The sequence below is a fragment of the Myxococcus sp. AB056 genome, from assembly GCF_006547365.1.
Taxonomy (GTDB): Bacteria; Myxococcota; Myxococcia; order Myxococcales; family Myxococcaceae; genus Myxococcus; species Myxococcus virescens.
This window is the reverse complement of sequence record NZ_VHLB01000054.1, coordinates 1-19512: the sequence shown is the minus strand read 5'-3', so window position 1 is coordinate 19512 and position 19512 is coordinate 1. Positions and strand designations below refer to the sequence as shown.

General features: G+C 70.0%; 16 protein-coding genes and 2 pseudogenes. 4 read left to right on the top strand and 14 right to left on the bottom strand.

What is annotated here, in order from left to right; genetic code table 11:
* Positions 1–51 precede the first annotated feature (51 nt).
* The 3 genes from FMP39_RS22735 to FMP39_RS22725 all read right to left on the bottom strand — a co-directional run bounded on the left by FMP39_RS22735 (position 52) and on the right by FMP39_RS22725 (position 2727).
* Positions 52–1725, bottom strand: coding sequence for an ABC-F family ATP-binding cassette domain-containing protein (locus tag FMP39_RS22735; RefSeq protein ID WP_228558241.1), 1674 nt, complete (start codon positions 1723–1725; stop codon positions 52–54).
* A gap of 202 nt (positions 1726–1927) precedes the next feature.
* Positions 1928–2179 (bottom strand): hypothetical protein, encoded by a 252-nt coding sequence (locus tag FMP39_RS22730; protein ID WP_141592361.1) that lies wholly within the window; start codon positions 2177–2179, stop codon positions 1928–1930.
* Between the two features lie 353 nt (positions 2180–2532).
* The gene (locus FMP39_RS22725; protein WP_141592360.1) at positions 2533–2727 is read right to left on the bottom strand and encodes a hypothetical protein; all 195 of its coding nucleotides are present in this window, start codon (positions 2725–2727) and stop codon (positions 2533–2535) included.
* 211 nt (positions 2728–2938) lie between these two features.
* Here FMP39_RS22725 and FMP39_RS22720 point away from each other — a divergent pair, with 211 nt between their 5' ends.
* Complete coding sequence (locus tag FMP39_RS22720) at positions 2939–3121, top strand: hypothetical protein (RefSeq protein WP_141592359.1); 183 nt, start codon at positions 2939–2941, stop codon at positions 3119–3121.
* Between the two features lie 137 nt (positions 3122–3258).
* A pseudogene (locus FMP39_RS38120) lies at positions 3259–3492 on the top strand (transposase); the annotation flags it as partial.
* Between the two features lie 9 nt (positions 3493–3501).
* Here the strand turns inward: FMP39_RS38120 and FMP39_RS22710 are convergent.
* Positions 3502–5580: a recombinase family protein gene (locus FMP39_RS22710; protein WP_141592358.1), complete on the bottom strand. Its 2079-nt coding sequence runs from the start codon at positions 5578–5580 to the stop codon at positions 3502–3504.
* 552 nt (positions 5581–6132) lie between these two features.
* On the opposite strand from FMP39_RS22710, the gene FMP39_RS22705 reads away from it, so the two are divergent.
* Positions 6133–6357, top strand: coding sequence for a transposase domain-containing protein (locus tag FMP39_RS22705; RefSeq protein WP_228558244.1), 225 nt, complete (start codon positions 6133–6135; stop codon positions 6355–6357).
* Complete coding sequence (locus FMP39_RS22700) at positions 6354–6905, top strand: transposase (RefSeq protein ID WP_368667076.1); 552 nt, start codon at positions 6354–6356, stop codon at positions 6903–6905. The genes FMP39_RS22705 and FMP39_RS22700 overlap by 4 nt, the downstream gene beginning before the upstream one ends.
* Positions 6906–7222: 317 nt before the next feature.
* On the opposite strand, the gene FMP39_RS22695 is transcribed toward FMP39_RS22700, so the two are convergent.
* The 10 genes and pseudogenes from FMP39_RS22695 to FMP39_RS22650 form a co-directional block, all read right to left on the bottom strand.
* Positions 7223–9967, bottom strand: coding sequence for a VWA domain-containing protein (locus FMP39_RS22695; protein ID WP_141592357.1), 2745 nt, complete (start codon positions 9965–9967; stop codon positions 7223–7225).
* Positions 9968–9974: 7 nt separating this feature from the next.
* Positions 9975–10280, bottom strand: a complete 306-nt coding sequence (locus FMP39_RS22690; RefSeq protein WP_225909555.1) for a hypothetical protein — start codon at positions 10278–10280, stop codon at positions 9975–9977.
* A 131-nt stretch (positions 10281–10411) separates the two neighbouring features.
* On the bottom strand, positions 10412–11092 hold the full coding sequence (locus FMP39_RS22685) for a hypothetical protein (protein WP_228558240.1): 681 nt from the start codon (positions 11090–11092) through the stop codon (positions 10412–10414).
* A 53-nt stretch (positions 11093–11145) separates the two neighbouring features.
* Entirely contained in the window at positions 11146–12930 is a 1785-nt protein-coding gene (locus FMP39_RS22680; protein ID WP_141592355.1) for a BatA and WFA domain-containing protein, read from the bottom strand.
* Positions 12931–12976: 46 nt separating this feature from the next.
* Positions 12977–13825 carry a DUF58 domain-containing protein gene (locus FMP39_RS22675; protein ID WP_194858523.1) on the bottom strand — a complete coding sequence of 283 codons (849 nt, stop codon included), beginning with the start codon at positions 13823–13825 and terminating at the stop codon, positions 12977–12979.
* Positions 13826–13833: 8 nt separating this feature from the next.
* The gene (locus tag FMP39_RS22670; RefSeq protein WP_141592353.1) at positions 13834–15363 is read right to left on the bottom strand and encodes an ABC transporter permease; all 1530 of its coding nucleotides are present in this window, start codon (positions 15361–15363) and stop codon (positions 13834–13836) included.
* Positions 15360–16346 carry an ABC transporter ATP-binding protein gene (locus FMP39_RS22665; protein ID WP_141592352.1) on the bottom strand — a complete coding sequence of 329 codons (987 nt, stop codon included), beginning with the start codon at positions 16344–16346 and terminating at the stop codon, positions 15360–15362. The genes FMP39_RS22670 and FMP39_RS22665 overlap by 4 nt, the downstream gene beginning before the upstream one ends.
* Positions 16343–18097: a hypothetical protein gene (locus FMP39_RS22660; protein WP_141592351.1), complete on the bottom strand. Its 1755-nt coding sequence runs from the start codon at positions 18095–18097 to the stop codon at positions 16343–16345. The genes FMP39_RS22665 and FMP39_RS22660 overlap by 4 nt, the downstream gene beginning before the upstream one ends.
* Positions 18090–19088, bottom strand: coding sequence for a MoxR family ATPase (locus FMP39_RS22655; protein WP_174257146.1), 999 nt, complete (start codon positions 19086–19088; stop codon positions 18090–18092). The genes FMP39_RS22660 and FMP39_RS22655 overlap by 8 nt, the downstream gene beginning before the upstream one ends.
* A gap of 1 nt (position 19089) precedes the next feature.
* Positions 19090–19512: pseudogene (locus FMP39_RS22650) on the bottom strand (hypothetical protein); the annotation flags it as partial.

The following is a 19512-nucleotide window of genomic DNA, read 5'->3' as shown; positions in this document are numbered from 1 at the left end:
GAGGCGCCCCGCCTCCAGCCCTGGCCCTCGGGCATGTGCCCTCCGCACGCATCAGGCCCGTCTGGGATTCTCTCGCTTCGAGCGACTGCCGCGGGAACTCTCACCGACCTCCCGCGCGAGCCGGCGCTGCTCCTGGTGGTAGAGGTAATCATCTAGGCCCCCCGGATGCCTCTCCACCTTGCCCCCCACCACGTCCCAGACGTGTGACGCCAGCCTATTCACGAAGCCGCGGTTGTGTGAAACGAACACCAGCGTCCCTCCATACCCCTTCAGTGCTTCTATCAACATCTCCGTCGAGTCCAGGTCCAGGTGGTTGGTGGGCTCGTCCATCAGCAGGAGGTTGGAGGGCACCAGCAGCAGCTTGGCCAGCGCCACTCGCGCCCGCTCTCCACCACTCAGTACGCTGATGGGCTTGTCGACGTCGTCCCCCGAGAACAGGAACGAGCCGAGCACCCTCCGCACCATGCTCTCCGGCTTGTCCGCCGCCAGGGGACGCACCTCCTCAAGGATGGTGTTGCGCTTGTTCAACTTCTCCGTGTGGTGCTGTGCGTAGTAGCCCATCACCACGTTGAGCCCTGGCTTCACCACACCCGCGTCCGGCGCCAGCTCCCCGGCCATGAGCTTCAACAAGGTCGTCTTGCCCGCACCGTTGTCGCCCACCACGGCGATGCGCTGACCGCGCTCCACCCGAGCATCCAGCCCTGAGTACACCACCGTCGCGCCATAGCGCTTCTGGACGCGCTCCAGCAGCATCACTTCCTTTCCGGAGCGAGCCACTTCCGGGAAGCGAAAACGCATACGGGCCCGCTCCTCCAGTACCCGCACCTCCTCGAGCCGCTCCAGCATCTTCGCCCGGCTCCGGGCCTGGCTGGCCTTGGTCACCCTGAAGCGGTCAATGAACGACTGCAACTCCGCCTTGCGCGCCTCCACACGCTGGGCTTCCGCCATGAGCTGCTCGGCCTCCTCGGCCCGCTGCCGCTTGTACGCGTCGTAGTTGCCCACATACGAGCGCAGTCCCTCCACTTCCAGGGCCAGAATCCTGTCCACCTGTCGGTTGAGGAAGTCCCGGTCGTGGGAGATGAGCACGAGCGCCTTGGTCGAGCGCTTGAGGAAACCGTCGAACCATGCCAGCGTTGACACGTCCAGGTGGTTGGTCGGCTCGTCCATCAACAGCAAATCCGGGTCCTGGAGCAGCAGCCCTGCCAGTGCCGCGCGCATTCGCCAGCCGCCACTCAGCGCCCCCGTGGGTCTATCCAGGTCCGCGTCCTGGAAGCCCAGCCCCTTGAGGATGCGCTCGGCGCGGTGTCGCCCGTAGTGCTCCTCGAATTGGTTCAGCTCAGCATGGAGGTCTGCCAGCGCCTGGGCCAGCGCCAGTTGCTCTTCCTCGCTCCTGGCGTCCCCGAGCGCGTCCTCCGTCTCCCCCAGGCGCGCCTCCAGCGAGTCCCGGCCAGGCACGGTGCTCAGCACCGCGTCAACCACCGTGCCCTCGGGAAGGCCAGCCAGTTCCTGAGGCAGATAGCCCACCCGCGCCCTCCGCCGGTAGGTGAATGTCCCGGAGTCTGGCTGACGCACTCCCGCCAGCATTTGCATCAGCGTACTCTTGCCAGTGCCGTTGGCTCCAACTAGACCTATGCGGTCCCTGGGGCCGATGGAGAAGCTTTCGTTGTCGAAGAGGACTTTCTTCCCGTAGGAGAGGCAGACACCCTGGGTAATGACGAGGCTCATTGATGACCTGAAGATTTACCAGTCCACCCGTCTTTCTGGAACAACTGTCGCTGCCTGTCTGGCATTACTACCACCAGCCCGCTGGCGCTCCGTTCGGAGCTGGTAGCCCCGCCTGCGCGCGAGGCAGCGGATGACGCCCCATCGGGTGTCTCTCCAATCCAGTATGCTGTCCCCCCCGCCCCAGGGTGCCCGCACGATAGGCTTAGGAAATGACGAGGGTGAGGAGGTGGGTGCGGTAGGTATCGTCGTGACCAGCCTGCCGCACGCGCCTGGGCAGGCTGGCCTTGAACGAGGTGTCAGCCTTCAGGACGGCAAGGGCAGCACGGCGTACCACGGCGAGGTTCGGAGCACCCGGGCCATTGTTGATGCGCGTGGCGTCCTCATGCAGCCCGACTTCCACACGCTGATGTAGCCCGTTTTCCACCTCCCAGTGCGCACGCACGAAGGTCGCCATGGCTTCGGCATCGGTGGGCTGCGGGTGCTGACGAAGAAATGCAGCTCGCGGCTTGTCTCGGTGCCGTTCGGCGTAACGACAGAACGCTCTTGAGCCAGCGCCAGCACACTCCTGGCGTGCGGCAGGTAGTGCTGCACACCAGGGAAGTGCTTCACGCCAAATGCCCAACCACGTCGTTGCTCTTTTCGGCCATGGCCTGCTTCCTCCCCACTGTCCGTGCGCGAATCGCACAAGGACTCTGCCGCGCCTCTTCCAGCACGTCTTTGCTGCCCACGACGCACAGCCTCTCGCACACCGCGGCGTGCGAGGGCCCCGGTTGCCCGCGAGGGCCAGGACATAGCCTCCCCCGGCCTTCACGATGCCGTCGGCCAGCGCGCCGTCAGGAGGTTCGCGTCGCCTGTTACCACGGTGTCGGTCAACTCCAGCAGGCTCAGCAGACCCGCGGCTACCGGCGCCTCCCTTGAGGCACCACCTGGCGCGAGCGCCAGCCCCACCAGGAGGCTGTCGCGTCCCCTGACCAGATAGGTGTGAACAAGGTGCATCGGCACGCTCGGCGCTCCCCCCGTACGTGCCCCCCGTAGACTCTTGCCGTCCTCGGCCACCTGCTGCCCTCCGCCCGAAGGCAGCGCGCGCCGTGCCGCCACATCCCTCATCCAGACCGAGAACCCCTCCGCGAAGAGTTCGTATCCGCTGCACGAGCCCCGTCTGGAGGGGATGAGCCGGAGCGCGCAAAGTGGTGCGCATAGCGAATGCGGAGATGTGGAAGACGCGAGCCCGCCGAGGGCGGCGTCCGCCGGCGGCGAGGCCGAGGTCTGTCAGGAGGTGACGTGCTTCGTCAACTCCTCCATCAGCTTCCTCACCTGGGCGTTCGTCACCGCCACCGGAACTCCTCCTCGTCCGGCGGCATGTACCGACGCCTTCACTCAAGATGGGGAGAAGTAGTTGTCGCTGGTGGTGAGGAGTAATTGTCGCTGAGCAAGGCGGCGACGGCCAGGGACGTCGTCGCCAGAGAGGGACTTGCGCGCATCAGCCGCCTCTTCCAACTGGAAGCGACATAGAGGGACAAGGCCCCGGAGGAGATTCACCGGCTGCGGCATGCCCACCTCCGCGCGCACGTGGACGCATTCTTCACCTGGGCCGAGGCGGAGTACGAGAAGGTGCGAGAGCAGCGCGGCCTCTTGCGCCGGGCGCTCGGCTACTCCGTGCGCCAGCGCGAGGCGCCGCGCTGCTTCCTCGAAGACGGACGGATGCTGCTCGAGAACAACCGCTCCGAGAGGGAGTTGAGGCGGATTGCGACGAAGCGATCATTGTGCGTTACCTCTTCAAATGCCGGGAATTACAAGGGTGCGGTCATCACGCTGGTTTCGACACGGGCCCTTACGACGCGCAGCGAGGGCCTTCTGCACCGCGGGGCTCGCCAGGTCGACCGCAAGTATCTGCCAAGGCGCATCCTTCACCACCTGCCGCGCAGGCAGGATGCCCTGCTGGATGAGGGTGCGAATCGCGTAGTGCGAGACGCCCTCCGCCTTTGCCGCCTCGTACATCGTCAGGCAGCGCCCATCCTTGTGCGCGGACTCGTAGGCGCGGATGCCTGCGGTCTTCCGGTACGACTCGACACGGCGTCGGGTCCATGTGAGGCCCTGCCCGGTGAGCAGGCCCATCCGGTTGAGCGTCGCGGCGATGTGCTCGTCGTCCCACCTGGTGGCCATGTCGCGGATGATGGCGTCCGCCTCGGGGGCCGCGCGCTTGGTGTGCTCGCCCGTCTGGGGCTTGCGCACGCGCACCTCGGAGTGGCATCCGCCGCGCCAGTGGATAACGAGCACCACCTCGCGCGTCGCTTCGTCCACGTCCACCACCACTTCGCGCACCAGCATGCGGACGAGCTGCTGCCGGGTGCGCATCGTCGTCGTGGGGGCGCTCCACGCCGCCTCAAGGTTCTCCGCCAGGCCGGCCAGTTCCTCCTTGCTCGGAGAGGTGCGCGCGGTGCCCTGCGCGGCCGCAAGCCGCGCTTCGCACTCGTGCAAGCGTGACAGCGCGGCGTTCCACCGGGACTCCAGCTCGCCCGCCACCAGACGGTTGTCCGGGTCCACCGCCTCGTAGCGACGCTGCGCGAGGTGCACTTCGTAGGCAGCCTGCTGGCGCGCCAGCTCGAGCGCGCGCTTGCGCTCGTCCTCGCCGTCCACCGCCAGTTGCTCCGCCATGAGGGCCGCCTCCACGGCGAGAGGTTGTACGACGGCGAGCAGGGTGTGCGCTATGGCAGCGTCCGGCCGCAGCGCGCCGAAGGTAATGCAGGGAGCGACCCCGTGCATGCTGTTGCCCATGCGGCAGCTGTAGCGCACCACCCCGACACCGCGGCCTGAGTACGTAACGCTCAGCATGCGGCCGCACCTTCGGCAGCGCAGCAGCCCTGAGAGGAGCGCGCGTCCGCCGCGGCCGGCCTTCGCCTCGCCGGCGGGCTTGCGATAGGCGTTGCGCCGCAGCTTCTCCTGGATGCGCTCATACTCCTCCCAGGTGACGTAGCCCGCATGGTGCTCCTTGAGCAGGACCGTCCACTCCTGCATCGGCCTTCCATGCCCGTATGTCTTTCGCAGCCGGCCCTCCACAAGCTGCGTGCGGTGGTGCGACTTCCCGTACGCGTACGCGCCCGCGTAGAAGGGATTCTCCAGTACGGAAATGATGTTGCGGTAGGCGGGAGCTGCCCACCGCAACGGGGTGGACCGCTTGCCGTCCGCAGGACGAGGAAAGGAGATGTCGTCGCGGTGCATGGCGAGCAATACCTGGCGAGCGCTCCCCAGCCGCTGAAAGAGGCGGAAGACGGCGCGCACCGCCTCCTGCACTCGGCGGTCCGGGTCCATCTCCAACCCAGTCTCCTGCCGCCACACATAGCCCACCGGAACGGGCAAGCGCAGCTCGCCACGCCGTGCCTTCGCGAGCGCCGCGTCCACCATGCGGCGGCGGATGACCGTGAGCTCGAATTCGCTCATGGTTCCCTTGAGGCCGAGCAGCAGGCGGTCATTGGGGTGGCTCGGGTCGTACACGCCTTCCTCGTCCACGACGCGCGCCTGCACCATGCCGCACAGCTCCAGCAGGTGGTGCCAGTCGCGCCCGTTGCGCGCCAGGCGCGAGGCCTCCAGGCAGAAGACAGCGCCGATGCTGCCCTGGCATAGCTGCGCGACGAGCGACTCGAAGCCGGGCCGTGCGACGGCGCCGCTCGCCGAGCGGCCGAGGTCATCATCAATGGTGGTGACATCCGTGAAGCCGTAGGAGCGCGCCAGGTCCGCCAGCGCGTACTGCCGCCGTTGGCTCTCGAGGTTCTCCTGCACCTGGGTGCCCGTGGACTGGCGCACGTAGATGATGGCGCGGCGCTCGAGCACGCTCCTCGGGAGCTCAGCGCGGCTCATCGCTGGCCTCCCTTCCCACGCCCGGAGGAGGCATTCTGCTTGCTTCCAGGAGCAGCCTTGCCAGCGCGCGCACCGCCTCGTGGCGCGCGCCGCCGTCGAGGCCGGCGAGTTGGGGCGGGGCGAGGCTCAGGGACAGCTGGGGTGACGGCGACCGCGACTTCCTCATGGTGCTCCTCCTGCGCCTCAGTGGGAGGCGTGGAGGGCAGCTTCTCCTCAAGCGCGATGAGCAGGGAGCGCAGCTCGAGGAGCGCTGAAACACTCACGTGCGCTTCTCCGAGCCTCATGCCCGCGCATGAGCCCGCGTCGAGCATCCACGCGGGAACGACGGCGCATGTGCCATCTGCCATGCGGCACACGGCCACCTGCTCGCCTCGGCGCTGCTCGCGATAGACGATCTGCAGCGCAGTGCCGAAACTCGGGTGCCAGGGGTACTGCACCACGGCGGACTCGCCGACATGGGCAGAATGAACGGGGACCTGCCGTCGGACGCAGGCCTGGCTCTTCGTCGGTAGCGATGACCATGCCGAGCGCGCCGGCCACCTCTTCACCCTCATCGCCACCGCGAGGCTGCACGCACTCGAGCCCAAGGCCTACCTGCGCGACGTCCTGCGCGTGCTGGCCCACTGCCCCCGCGAGCGCTACCTCAAACTCGCTCCCAAGTACTGGGCCGCCACGCGCGCTCGCCACCTCCCCGCCGAACTCGACGCCGAGGTGGGCGAACTCACCGTCCCGGAGCCGGCTCTGGCCTCGTCCGAAGAGCAGTCGTCGCCGCGCTGAAAGCGTCCCGTTCACCCCATCAGCTTGAACGTTCGCCAGGGCCTACCGAAGACGGGGCTCGTGCAGCGGATACGTTGATGCGCGAGCGCCACCGCTTCTTCAAGTGGTGGCACCCGGTGCGCGACGGCACTATGGCTCAAGAGGATTTCGAGCAGCGTATGGAGAAGGTGCGACGCACAGTGGGCCGACTGCTGCGTCAGGCCGAGGTGCGCGCGGAGAAGAAGACGGCGAGCATGGCACGAGAGTTCCTCCAACTGGAGGAGTGCCTCTGGACATTTGTCGACGTGCTTGGCATCGAGCCGACGAATAGCTTCGGCGAGCAGAGCATCCGCCACGCCGTCATGTACCGCAAGACGTCATTCAGGACGCAAGGCCCCGAGGGCAGCCGCTTCGTCGAGCGCATTTTCACCGCGGTCACCACGCTCAAGTTGCAAGAGCGGGGCGTGCTGGACTTCCTGACGGGCACGCTGCGCACGCACCGCCGGGGCCTGCCGCCACCCTCGCTGCTTCCTCGCGCGGAGACACCTCAGCCCGCGCACGCAGCATGAGCCGGCGAACGGTTACGGATGTTGAATGGTGGGAGCCACGCGCGTCGGCTGCCTGGTGCCCAACACCCCGGGCCGACCAGGACGTGCGCTACCGCACCACATTCCGCTCACGGATAATTTTAGACCCGTGTTGCAAAGCGTACACTGTTCGTGTATCCACTCATTCGCCCTGTGAGTCTCGCAGGGCGCGGGTCGCCCCACATCTCCGATCCCCCCATCTCGTTCGGGGCGACTCGTACCCACCGCGGACAGTCGCCCTCCTCCGCGCCAGCCCCTTCCTGTCCGGGGCGGCCCGCACCTCTACCAACGCCTTCGTCTCAACGGTCCAGCCGTCGGCGGGCCCGGGCTCGCGCGGCATCCAGCGCGGAGTCCACGCTGCCCTCGGCCGGCTTCGCTGGCGCCGGCACCGCGTCGCCCTCGCGGGCCGGCGGAGCCGACGTCGGGGTTGTCCGTGTTGCCGGAGTGGACGACGGCGCCGTGGGTGCCGCGGGGATGGACACGGAACGCTCGCGGGTCCGCGGCGCACGCAGCCGTGGCGCGGAGAGGAAGCGGCGCACGGCCACCTCCGCCAGCAGCAGGGCCAGCGCCAGGGCCACCAACCACGGCGCCAGGGCCACGCGGCCCAGCGACTCCGGGGCCTCCATGAAGAGGCCCGTCATGGACAAGCGCTCCACGCCGCCTCCTACCGCCGCGATGGCGCGCAGCAGCTCCAGTCCCGCCTTCGTGGAGCCGGGCTCGAACTCCGGCGCGTAGGGGAGCGTGACGGGCGGCGCGCGGAGCACCTTCGCGCCCAGCCGTACTACCGGGTGCCACGTTCCACTGCCCTCCAGCGGGTACTCGGCGACGAGCCGGTCTTCATCCTCCCACCGCATCGGACGCTCCACCGGCGCGGCGCGTCCGTCGCCGGGCAGGAGCACCATCGTCGGTGCCGCACCGGGCAGCGCCTCGCCGGGAGGCAGGTCCAGCGTCACGCGCAGCAGGTGCCCCCTCCGCTCGGTCCGCACCACCGCGTCCCCGACGGGCGCCGCGCCCGCCAGCGTCCAGCGCACCATCCCCTCCAGGGCCGCGCGCAGGGAGGACCACGTTCGCAGCTCGCCGGTGTACGGCCCGTCCACCTCCGCGGTGAAGGCCACCGTGCGTCCCGCGCCTCGCGGCCACATCGCCAGGATGGGCGCGCCATTCGTGTCCAGGGTGCGCAACGCCACGTTGGCGCGGGGCTTGAGGTAGGTGAGGTTGTAACCGCCCACCTGGGGCAGCCCCTCCGCGGACAGCCGGCCGAGCAGCGGCAAGTCCGGCGCGCCTTCCAGCGACGCGGGCTCATCCACGAAGGTGGCGCGCGCCACCGTGAGCGTCTCCTGGCTGAAGATGCGCGGCAGGCTCATCGCATCCTCGGCGAAGTAGACGCGCCCACCGCCCCGGTGGGCCACTTCCCGGAGCAGGTCCGCGTCCGGGTCCGAGGGCACGCCCAGCCCGATGACGGACACCGTCACTTCCTGCTCGCGCAAGTGGGCCAGCGTGCGCTGGTAGTCATCGGGCTCCTCGGAGTCCGCTGCGTCGGAGAACAGGAGGACGTGGCGCGTGGGCTTCTCGCTGCGGAGGATTTCCGTGCGGCCGGCGCGGAGCGCCTCGCCCACGTAGATGCCCCCCCCACCGCTGAATCCGCGCGCGACGGCATCCAGGGGCAACCCGGCCTCCACCGGGCTGAGCGGGAAGATTTCATGGGCCGCCGTGTCCACCATGTGCACGGAGACCTCGTCCTTGGGGTTGAGCAGCGTCAGCGCGGCCACGACGCCCTCGGCGGCCAGCTCCATCTTCGTCCGCCCATCCGGGACGGTCATCCCCATGGAGCAGGAGGCATCCATCAACACGCTCAGCGCCAGGGACGCGCGGCGCTGCTCCTCGCGCATCTCCAGGGACACCGGGAGCAGCGGCTCCACGGGCGAGCGACGGAAGCCGCCCTCGCCGAAGCTGTTGCGTCCGCCGGTCATCACCAGCCCGCCTCCGGCCTGCTCGACGTAGGCCGCCAGCGCGTTGAGCCCCGGCTCGCCGAGCGCATTGGCGTCCACGTTCTCCAGCACCACGGTGCCCACGCCATCCAGGTCATCCAATGTGAGGCGGAACGGCGTGCGCACGTCGAGTTGCAACCCCGAAGCGGCGAGCGACTGCGCGAGCGTGCCCCGGGACTGGTTCGTGAGCAGCAACACCCGGGGCGGACCCTCCACGCGTAGCACGGCGACGCCCTGGTCGTTCTCCACGACGCCGTCACCGGGAGCGGCCACGGAGAGCCGGTAACGGACCAGGCCGGGCTCCTCGACCAGGTCGCGCAGCGGCAGCACGTTGGGGCCCGGCTGGAAGTCGAAGGGCCCCTGGAGGAGCACGCGGCCATTGCGCTCCAGCCGGACGGTGCCAGTGACGGCGGCGGAGGCATGCACCACGGCGGAGAACTGAAAGGGCTCGCGCTCGGAGACGGCGGCCGGGACGTCCACGGAGACGACGGCCACATCAAGCGGCGGTTCGGGGCGAGCGATGTGGCGCCAGTCCACGGCGAGGCCCCGGGCCGCCAGTCGCCGCGCGGCGCCGCGCGCATCCACGCCCGTGGCGCGGCCATCGGACAGCACCAGCACGCGGCCGGTGCGCTCGTCGGGGATGAGGGCGCTCGCGGCATCCAACGCGGCGGACAGGTCGGAAGCCTCCGCGTCCACGGGGCGCGTGAAACCGCCAAAGCCTCCGACGGTGGAGAGGGGCTGCTCGACGCGCGCTTCCCGGCCGAAGGTGATGACCCCCACGCGGTCCCCGGGACGGCGCTGCGACTCCAGGAGGGTGATGAGTTCCTGGGCCGTGCGGTCCACGTCGCGAGGCATGGACGCGGAGCGGTCCACCACCACGACGACGTCACTGCCGGCATCGGCCCATCGCAGCTCGGGGCCCGAGAGCGCGCCGACGACGAGCACCAGCAGCGCGGCGCGCAGCCACATGGGCGGGCCCGGCCGGCGGCCGTACTTCCAGAGGAAGAGGCCCAGCGGCAGCAGCAGCACCCACGCCTGCGGGAGGGAGAAGGTCATGCGACCGTCACTCTCCTTCCGCGAGGATGCGGCCCTTCCCGTCGATAGCGTAGACGACGCCACCGTCGAGAAGAACAAGGCCAGGGCCACACGCGCTCAAGTTGGGGGAGAACGTCACATAGAACAGGTCGTCATTCGCCTGGACCACACGAGCGTCGATGTATCGCCAATCCGCGAGGCACTTCTCCTCCAGGTGCTCCTGCTTCTCCGCCGTAACCCAGGGTGGACGAAAATCATCCATGGCGACCTTGAGGGCCGCCATCATGGGTCCGGTCAGCGCCACGCCACCCTCAATCTGGCTCGGAATCGTCACCGACTCATTCGCAGGAGCTCTCTCCGGCTTGTCGAATCGGTAGATGCCCAGCGCGGAACATCCGCAGAGGCCCAGAAGTGGGACCCAGGTCAACGCCCGTCGCAGGGAGGCTCCCCCATCGTGACAGCACCTCATGGCAGCCACCCCATCCCGTCGAGCATCTCGACGTTTCCTTCGTCATCGTAGACTCGGCCAATCGGTACCCACGCTCCGTCGCGGAGCGCGAAGACACCTTTTGACGGAAGCTCATACCGATACACCCGGCACTCGCCTGTCTTCTCCCGGTAGAGGAGCAGGATGGACTTGGGAAAGGTCCTACCCGTGCCTTTCTCCGCCACGCGCGTCGGCAGCCAGCGCAGATGCGTCTTGAGGTCGACTCGCGAGAACTCGCGATTGTGCGGATGCGTGTGCGGCGCCCAGAAGACCACCGCATCACCATGCGCTTCATCGTCGAGCGCCGACGGAATCAGGCAGCTCTTCCTTCCACTGTCCAAGCGTGACCTCAACTCGGACAGGTAGCTCAGGAAGTATCCCTTTCCCTCGCCTGAGTAGTACCCGAGAGCGCAGTACTCCGTACCGTACATCCCCGCGGATGCACCGGGCTGACGGGTCATGATGGAACATGCGTTCTGCGCAAGCTCCTGCTCGGTCTCGAAAGGCCCTGCCAGGGGCCCCTTCACCGCGATGCCGCCAGAGGGCAACCGACGGGCCCTCACGTTCGGGTTCGGACTGGAGCATGCGGCAATCCAGGCACCACCGATGAGCAGCCATGAGGCCTTGAAGTGGGAGCGACTGAACGCCCGGATATTCACGGCACCTGCCGTCCTGCTGGCACATCGGCCCGTGCTTTGCGATTCCGACGCGCTCATGACGCGCCCCCGGTACTTGGCGCACTCGCTCCTGAAGCGCCCGGCGTCTCTCGCCGCGTGAGGTAGAAGTCCGCCACCAGCGCGGCGAGTAGAAGAACCAGAGGCCATCGAGCCCGGCCCGGCGCGCTGCCTCCCGCGTCGTCGTCGCCGGCCTCACGTGCCGGCACCTCCGCGCGTCCGCGCTCACGCAGGTCCGACTCCCGGGCGTCCAGTGCCAACACCTGCGCCGTGTCCACCACGTCGCCGTCACGCTCCAGCGAATAGGCCCCCGGCCCGGTGGGAGGCGACAGCGTCACCTCGCCCGCGCCAAACACCGGCCGGCGGCCCCCCGGCCCCACGAGCGAGTAACGCGCCCCTGCGAGGGTCACCACCGGCAGCGGCTCGCCCAGCATCAGCTGCCGCCGAGGAAAACCCTCCCGCGTGCGGCGGGCCTCTCGCACTAGATTGCTCAGCAGCACCGGCCACGCGGACACGCGCTGCACGTTCGAACGCGACAGGTCCACGTTGACGTGAACCCGGCCGTCCGCCTCCTCGGACACCAGCACCGCGTCCCCGGCGCTCACCAGTGGCTTTCCAGGCGGATTGTCCCCTGCCGTCCACCGCACGCCCGCCAGCTGCACGTCATCCAGCAGCGGATGCCCCTTCTCGGAGAAGAACGGCCCCACGAACGTGCGCGGCGCGCCGCCCGCCCCCACCGTCACCCGCGCATCCGTCCCCGGCGGGCCCAGCACCAACACCACGTCCGTCGCCGAGCCCTCCGCTCCGCGCGCCACCTCCGGCGATACCGCGAGGAACCGCTCCAGTGCGGTCTGCTCGGGAGCGCCCAATCCCTGAGCCAACTCCACCGCGATGGGCCGCATGGGCGTGGGCGGCAGCCGCACCTGGCCGTCCTCGGGCAACGCGTCATCTGGAAGCGATACCTCCACATCGCCCGCTTCCTGGAACGTCAGCCGGACCGTCGCGGTGCCCTCCTCCGGAAGCTGCACGCGTTCCACCCGCTCCGTGCCGGCCTTCGCACCGGCCCCTGGCAACGCGCGGACCCGAACGTCCACCTCCTCCGGCGCCTCCCCGAAACGCGCCACCCTCAGCGTCACCGTGGCCGTGGGCCCCTCATCACGCCGCTGCGCGGAGACCAGCGCCACGTTACCTCGCGCGGTCCCCAGCGCCGTCCACCGCACGGACGCGGGCACCAGGGCCGCGTTCACCGGAGGAACGTCCGTGAAGAAGGCCACGCGCCGTCCCGCCCCCGCCAATTCCTGCGCCCAGATGAGTGTGGGCATCGGGTCATGGTCCGCGCCCTGCGCCTGGAAGGACTCCAGCGCGGCCAACGCCCGAGAAGGCTCCGCCTCTGGCCCCGCGAGCATGCGCGGCGTGCCGCCACTGGCCAGCAGCGTCACCTGCGTCGCCTCCTCCGACTCCACGCGCGCCGCCGCCTCGCGCCGCACCTGCTCCAACACCGTCACACCGTTCGGCCCACGCGCGGACATGGACAGGCTCCCGTCCACCACCAGCACCAGGTGCCGGACCCGCGCCGAATCTCCCCACCGCACGTCCGCCAGGAAGAGCGCGGCGGCCACCACCGCCAGCACCTCCAGCAGCAGCGACGCCTCCCGCGTGAAGCGCTCCCAGCGAGGCCCCGCCTCGGCGCGGGGACTGGGCCTGCGCCACAGGAAGAGCGCGCTCACCACCACCGGCTTCTGCCGGCGCCGCAGGAAGTACGCCGCCACCAGCGGCACGAGCGCGCCCAGCGCCAGCAGCCCCCACGGGAAGCCGAAGCTCACGCGTCACCTCCCGCGACGCGCTCCATGCCCGCCACCCCGCGCTCCCTCACGACGCACCCGCCGCGAGGAACAGAGGCCGCAGCGGCCCCGCGACCAACGCGCCCAGCCCGTCCTGAGCCCGAGCGGTGAGCAGCGCTCCGCGAGCACGCAAGGCCGCGCCCCTCAAGCCGCGCTGGTGCTCCGCGAAGCGGCGCGTGTACGCGGCCAGCACCTCGTCCGTCAGCAATTCTTCCAGCGCCGCGCCGCTCTCCGAATCCACCAGCCGGGCACCATCTCCACCCGCGGGGTCCAGGTCCTCCGCGTCCAGCACCTGCGCCAGGAAGAGGCCCGACGCGCCACGCGCCAACCGCGCGCACAGCGCCGGCAAGTCCGCTTCGAAGAGGAAGTCACTCACCACCACGCGCAGCCCGCACGGCCGCAGCGGCGGCAGGCGCCCCAGCGACTCCGGCAGCCCGTCCCGCGCGTCGAAGTCCGCCGCTTCCAAGGCCGCACGGCACGCCTGTCCCTGAGCACGCTCCGGCCGAGCACCGGCCACCAGCAACGTGGGCGACAGTCCCTGCCGCGCCGCCACCTCCGCCGTCAGCAGCGCCACCTCCCGCGCGCACGCGGCCTTGCGCGGGGACAGCGCCATGGAGCGCGAACCATCCAGCACCACCTCCACGCGCGGCGACACCTCGTCCTGGCGGATGCGCAGCACGAGCTCTCCCGTGCGCGCCACCGCGTTCCAGTCCACCTGCCGCAGGTCATCCCCGGGCTGGTACGCACGGAAGTCATGCAGCTCCAGCGCGCTGCCCGCGGACGTGGCACGGACCTCCCCCACGAGCCCCCGGTGGGGCCCCCTGGGCAGCGCCAGGGCCAGCCCCGGAACAAGCCGCGCGACGGAGGCTGCGTCCATCCGCTCGCTCACGACGTGTGGGCCCGCCGCTCACGCGCCACGAGCATCCGGTCCGTCCCGAAGGCGGCCACCAGCGCCAGGCCCACGACCGCGCCCAGCAAGTCCCAGGACATCTTCGGCCCGGACGCCCCGTAGTCATACGTGGCGAAGTTCGCGATGCCCACCACGGGGTTGAAGAGGTTGAGGATGGGGTCATCCCCATCGAATCCCATCAACACCGCCACCAACGGAGGCAGCGCCGAGGCCAGCGCCACGGAAGCCACGAACATCAAGCGCACCGCCACGGGCGTGGCCAGCCGGTCCGGGCGCACCTTCCGCCCCAGCCACACCGCCAGCGACAGGAAGAGCACGCCATATGCCGGCAACGCCAGGGTGGCCATCCGCAGGGAGAGGCCCTTCAGCGGCAGGTCCGAGGACCCCACCTGCAAGCCCCAGAACAGCGCGCTCCAGGCCCCCAGCAGGAACACCATCCAGCGAAAGCCCCGCAGCGCGCCGGGCCGCAGCACGGACCAGGGCCGGGTGGTCGCGCGCAGCGGACGCGCCTGACCATCCACGTCCGCGACCACGAACATGCCCACGCCCAGCAGGTGGACGCCGCCCAGGAGCGCGAACATCTCCGGAACACTGTGCTTACGCCCCGTCAGCCACCAGATGGCAAAGCCGGCGAGCATGCCCACCAGCACCTGCACTCCCACCGCGCGACGCGGCCCCCGCGTGTAGTCCTCCGTGGGCAGGGACAGCCGGGATGCGGCGGCCTCGAAGAGCAGCCAGCCGTCCATGAGCATCAGCATCAGCGCAATGCCCACCAGATAGAGGAACTCCACATCATTCAGGAACCGGTCTCCCATCTCCGATATCGCGTAGGCCGCGCCCAGGCCCTGCACCAGCGCCAGGCCCAGTGCGCCCAGCAAGCCGAAGTGGACGAAGGCACGCCCCATGCGGCCGTCGGCCAGCGTCGCCGCGCACACGCTGGCCACCGTGAGGAAGACGAGCCACGCGCCGCCCAGCGCCAGCACCACCAGAATCGTGGGCAGCGTGATGCCATTGAGGAAGTAGCTGAAGAGGAGGAAGGGCCCCGCCGCGGAGGCATACAGGGCCGCCTGCACGAGGAACGACGCCACCTTGCCCCGGAGGATGCGGCGCGGCCCCAGGCCGGTGAGCACCAGCAACACCCACGTCTCGTCCTCGCGCTCACGCGCCAACGAGCGGTAGGCGCTGTACGGGATGACGAAGAAGTGCGCGACGCCCAGGCAGACGAAGAAGGAGAAGAAGTAACCCTGGCCGCGCCGCGAGTAGGCGCCCTCGCGCGTGTCCACGTAGGCCACCAGCGCCACCGCCAGGCACGCCAGCAGCATCAACCCGAAGCACACCCAGAAGACGCGCGTGCGCAGTCCCTGGCGGAGCTCCTTCACCACCAGCGGGTTGAGCCGGTCCCCCCACCGCTGCGACCAGGGCTCCGCGCCCGCGACCTGGCCACCACCCGAAGCCATCGGCTCCGGGGCCGGAGGGCTCATCGCCGTATCCATGGGCGCGCTCACGCCACCCTCCCCTTCGTCACCGTCATGAAGGCATCCTCGAGGTTCCGCTCCCGCGCGCTGAAGGCGCACACGGGGAGCCCCGCGGCCACCAGCGCCGCCAGCAGCACCGCCGCCGCCGCGTCCACCTGCGCGGGGCCCGCGCCCGCATCCAGCTCCAGGCGCACGCGCAGCGCCTCGCCCTCCCGCGCCACACGCTTCACGCGCGGCTGCTCGAGGAGCACCCGCTCCGCGCGCTCCCAGACGGCGTTGCCCACGTCGCCCACGGCCAGCCGCACCGTCAGCTCGGGCGTCGCCGCCGCGCCCACCTCCTGCTGCTGGAGCAGGTCCGCCACCTTCCCGGTGGCCAGTAGACGCCCCTGCTCGATGATGGCGCAGGTGTCGCAGATCTCCGCCAGCTCCGTGAGGATGTGGCTGGAGATGATGACCGCCTTGCCCTGGTCCGCCAGGGCGCGCAGCAGCTCGCGCAGCTCGATACGGGCGCGCGGGTCCAACCCGTCCGCGGGCTCGTCCAGCAGCAGCAGCGACGGGTCGTGCAGCAGCGTGCGCCCCAGCGCCACGCGCTGCCGCATGCCCTTGGACAACGCGGTGGTGAGCCGGTCCGCCAGGGGCGTGAGTCCGGTGAACGCCATCACCGACTCCACCCGCTGCCGGCGCGCCGCGCCCTTCAGTCCGTAGGCGCGCGCGAAGAAGTCCAGGAACTCGAAGACGGTGACGTCGTCATAGGTGCCGTACCGGTCTGGCATGTAGCCGATGAGCGGACGCGCCCGGTCCGGCGCATCCACCAACGAGTGTCCGTCCAGAAGCACCTCACCCGACGTGGGCACATCCAGCGTGGCCAGGATGCGCAGCGTGGTGCTCTTGCCCGCGCCGTTGGGCCCGATGAAGCCCAGGATGCTGCCGGCCTCCAGGGAGAACGACACGTCATCCACCGCGCGCAGCGCCCCGTAGTCGCGCCGCAGTCCCTTCACCTCCAGCAGGCTCATGGCCGCCCCCCTTCCGACTGGCCTCGCACCAGGTGGATGCCGGCCTCCAGCTCCACGTCAACGGCGGACGAGGGCGCCGGCCCCAAGCCCTCCAGGCGCGCGATGAAGCCACCCTCCGGAAGCGGAGCGCGGAAGTTCACCTCGCCTCCTGACAGTCGCCCCTCGGCGAGCGACGGTTCCCCCACGCTGGACACCAACTGGTTCACCGGCGTCGCGCCCGCGGGCAGCGGTTCGCCCAGCGTCCCTTCCGCGCCATCCTCCAGCGCGGGCAACGCGTAGCTCTGGCTCCCCACTCGGACGTAGCCCTGCACCAGCCGCGCCCCCAGCGCGTTCTGGACGCGGACGGTGCCCCCGTCCCGCCGGACGACGAGCCGCGCGCGAGAAGGCAGCACGGCCACCTCGCCCCACTCACGGTAGGTCCGTGGCGGCAGGAAGCCATTCGTCACCGTCAGGCCATTCGTCCAGTCCAGGTCCGCCAGCATCTCGTCGGCGTTGTCCGGTGCCAGCAGCGCGCTCGTCGCCGGGAAGCGCACCGGCCCCGAAGACACGTTGGCGTACCAGGCGGAGACGCCGAGCGTCACCGCGCGCGAGCGCTCCGCGTCCAGCCACGTGAGGCTGTAGCGCGCGGAGTGCACGGCGAAACCATCCACGAGCACCGACCAGGTCACGAGCGCCACACAGGTGAGGACCGACACCAGGGGCACCGCCACGAGCACCGCCACCGGCCCTCGGCGCCGCGCCAGCAGCAACCCGCCCGGCCCCACCGCCAGCACGAAGGCGAAGATGAGCAGCAGGAACCGCCCCACGGGCGTGTTGGCATGGTCCAGCAGCGGCGTGATGCCCCCGGCGAGCAGGTTGCTTCGCTCCCACCGAGGCGCGGCCCCCGCGGGATTCACGGGCCCTGGGATGAACTCCCCCAGCATCGCGTTCAAGGCCTGTCCGCATTCGAGCACGGCGCCACACAGCCGCACCCGCCCGAAGCCATACGGCACGGCATCCCTGGAGCCTTCCGCGGTGAACAGCGGCAGATGCTCCGTCAGGCTGCTCGACACCTGCGGCAGGACGAGCCGTCCTCCCGAGAGGACGTAGGACTCCAGCACGGCCCAGACGTCCGCGGGCACGGAAGCCAGGTCTCCCGGCACCATCACCACGGAGTAGCCCACGTAGGAAGACAGCTCCCTGGGCGCATCGCGCGGGTCAACGGTGCGCACGGAGAACAGCGGGCTGCCGGTCGCCTCCACCCGAGGCACCCCCGACGTGTCGTCGAAGTCCTTGAGCGTCCCCAGCACCAACACCGTCCCTCCCGTGGAACGCTCCACATAGACGGGGGTGTGGGCAGGGAGCGTCAGCGGAGACAGGCCGGGCGACTCCACCTGGATGCTCCCCGCCTGAACTGTCGCTGGCACCGGCAGCCAGGTGACGAGCCGCCGTTGCGGCGGCACCTCCACGGAGCGCTCGGAGGTTCGCGGCCCCGAGTTCGAATGTCCCTGGAAGGTCAGACGGACCTGGAGGGGCACGAGCCCCGTGTTCTGGAGCACGACATCGATGGGGGTGTAGCCGCGCTCCGGCTTCAGCGCGCTGGTCCGGATGGAGACGCGCAGGTCGCCGTGGATCCGCGTCTCAATGGTTCCAGAAGCATCGCGATACCCGTAGCCCGTGGGCGCGGCCTCGTCCGCGAGCGATGTGGCGAAGGCCCGTGAGCCGCCCAGGGCGCAGAGCAGGACACTCGCGGTCAGTACCGCGCTACGCACGCGGCACCTCGGGGACGGCCTGGAGCAGCGCGCGCACCACGTCCGCCGCGCTGACCTTCTCCAGCGAGGCCTCGTAGGCGAGCACCAACCGGTGATTGAGGGCGGAAGGCGCGGCGGCCACCACGTCATCGAAGCCCACGTTGGGCCTGCCTCGCAGCAACGCCAGCGCGCGCCCGGCGGCGGCGAGCGCGAGCGCCGCGCGAGGACTGGCGCCATAACGGACGAAGCGGCGCACGGCGTCGGGCGCCGACGGTTGGCGTGGGTCTGAGGCTTCCACCAACCGGCCGATGAAGTCCGCCACGGGGCCCGGCAGGTGCACGCGGTCCGCGGCGGCGAAGAGGCGGCCCAGGCCCTCCGCGTCCAGCACCGGCGACAGCTCCGGCGGCGCGCCACGCACGCGCGTGGTGAGCAGCGCGCGCAGCGTCTTCGCTCCCACGGGGGGCACTTGGATGCGGAAGAGGAACCGGTCGAGCTGCGCCTCGGGCAACGGATAGGTGCCCTCCAGCTCGATGGGGTTCTGCGTGGCGAGCACGAAGAAGGGGTCCGGCAACGGACGCGTCTGCCCCAGCACGGTGACGCTGCGCTCCTGCATGGCCTCCAGCAGCGCGGACTGCGTCTTCGGGCTGGAGCGGTTGATTTCGTCCGCCAGCACCAGGCTGGCGAAGAGCGGGCCCTCGCGGAAGACGAAGTCGCGGCGGCCATCGCCTTCCAGCACGTAGGTACCCGTGATGTCGCCGGGCAGCAGGTCGGGAGTGAATTGGATGCGGCGGAAGGGCAGCGACAGCAGCCGCGCCAGCGCCTTGCACAGCTCCGTCTTGCCCAGGCCAGGCAGGCCCTCCAACAGGACGTGCCCGCGCGCGAGCACCGCCACCACCACCTGCTCGACGACGGATTCCTGGTCCAGCATGACGGTGTTCAGCCCGTCCTTGAGCCGGGCCGCCACCTCCGCCGCTCCCTGTGCCTCGGCGGGACTGAGAAGCTCCGCTGCCACGTCATTGCCCCCTTCCAGACGACTCGCCACCAAAGTACCGCCTCACCATGTCCCGGTTGCGGGGAAGCAGCGGCGCCGCACCGGGCCCCGCCGTCGCCTCCCCCCGCGCCTGGGTGCCCTGCGCGCCGCCAGGCCCGGCCGAGCCCGCGCGCCGCCGAGGGTCCGCGGCCCGGAGCCCCCAGAGTTCCTCGCCCTCGTCGCCCCCCTGCCCGGGAGGCAACGGCTCGAAAGCAAGCCGCTCCGGGTTCATCTCCGCCTCGTCACCAAAAACGAGCGGTTGGCTTCCGCCACCACGTGACACACCCGCGCCCTTCCGCACGCCCCGGCTCGCATGCCCCCGCTGGCCCGAGTTGGATTGCCCCTCGCCCGCGCCGGATTGCCCCTCACCCTCGCCGCCGCGCCCTCCGCCCTCAATCACCGGTTG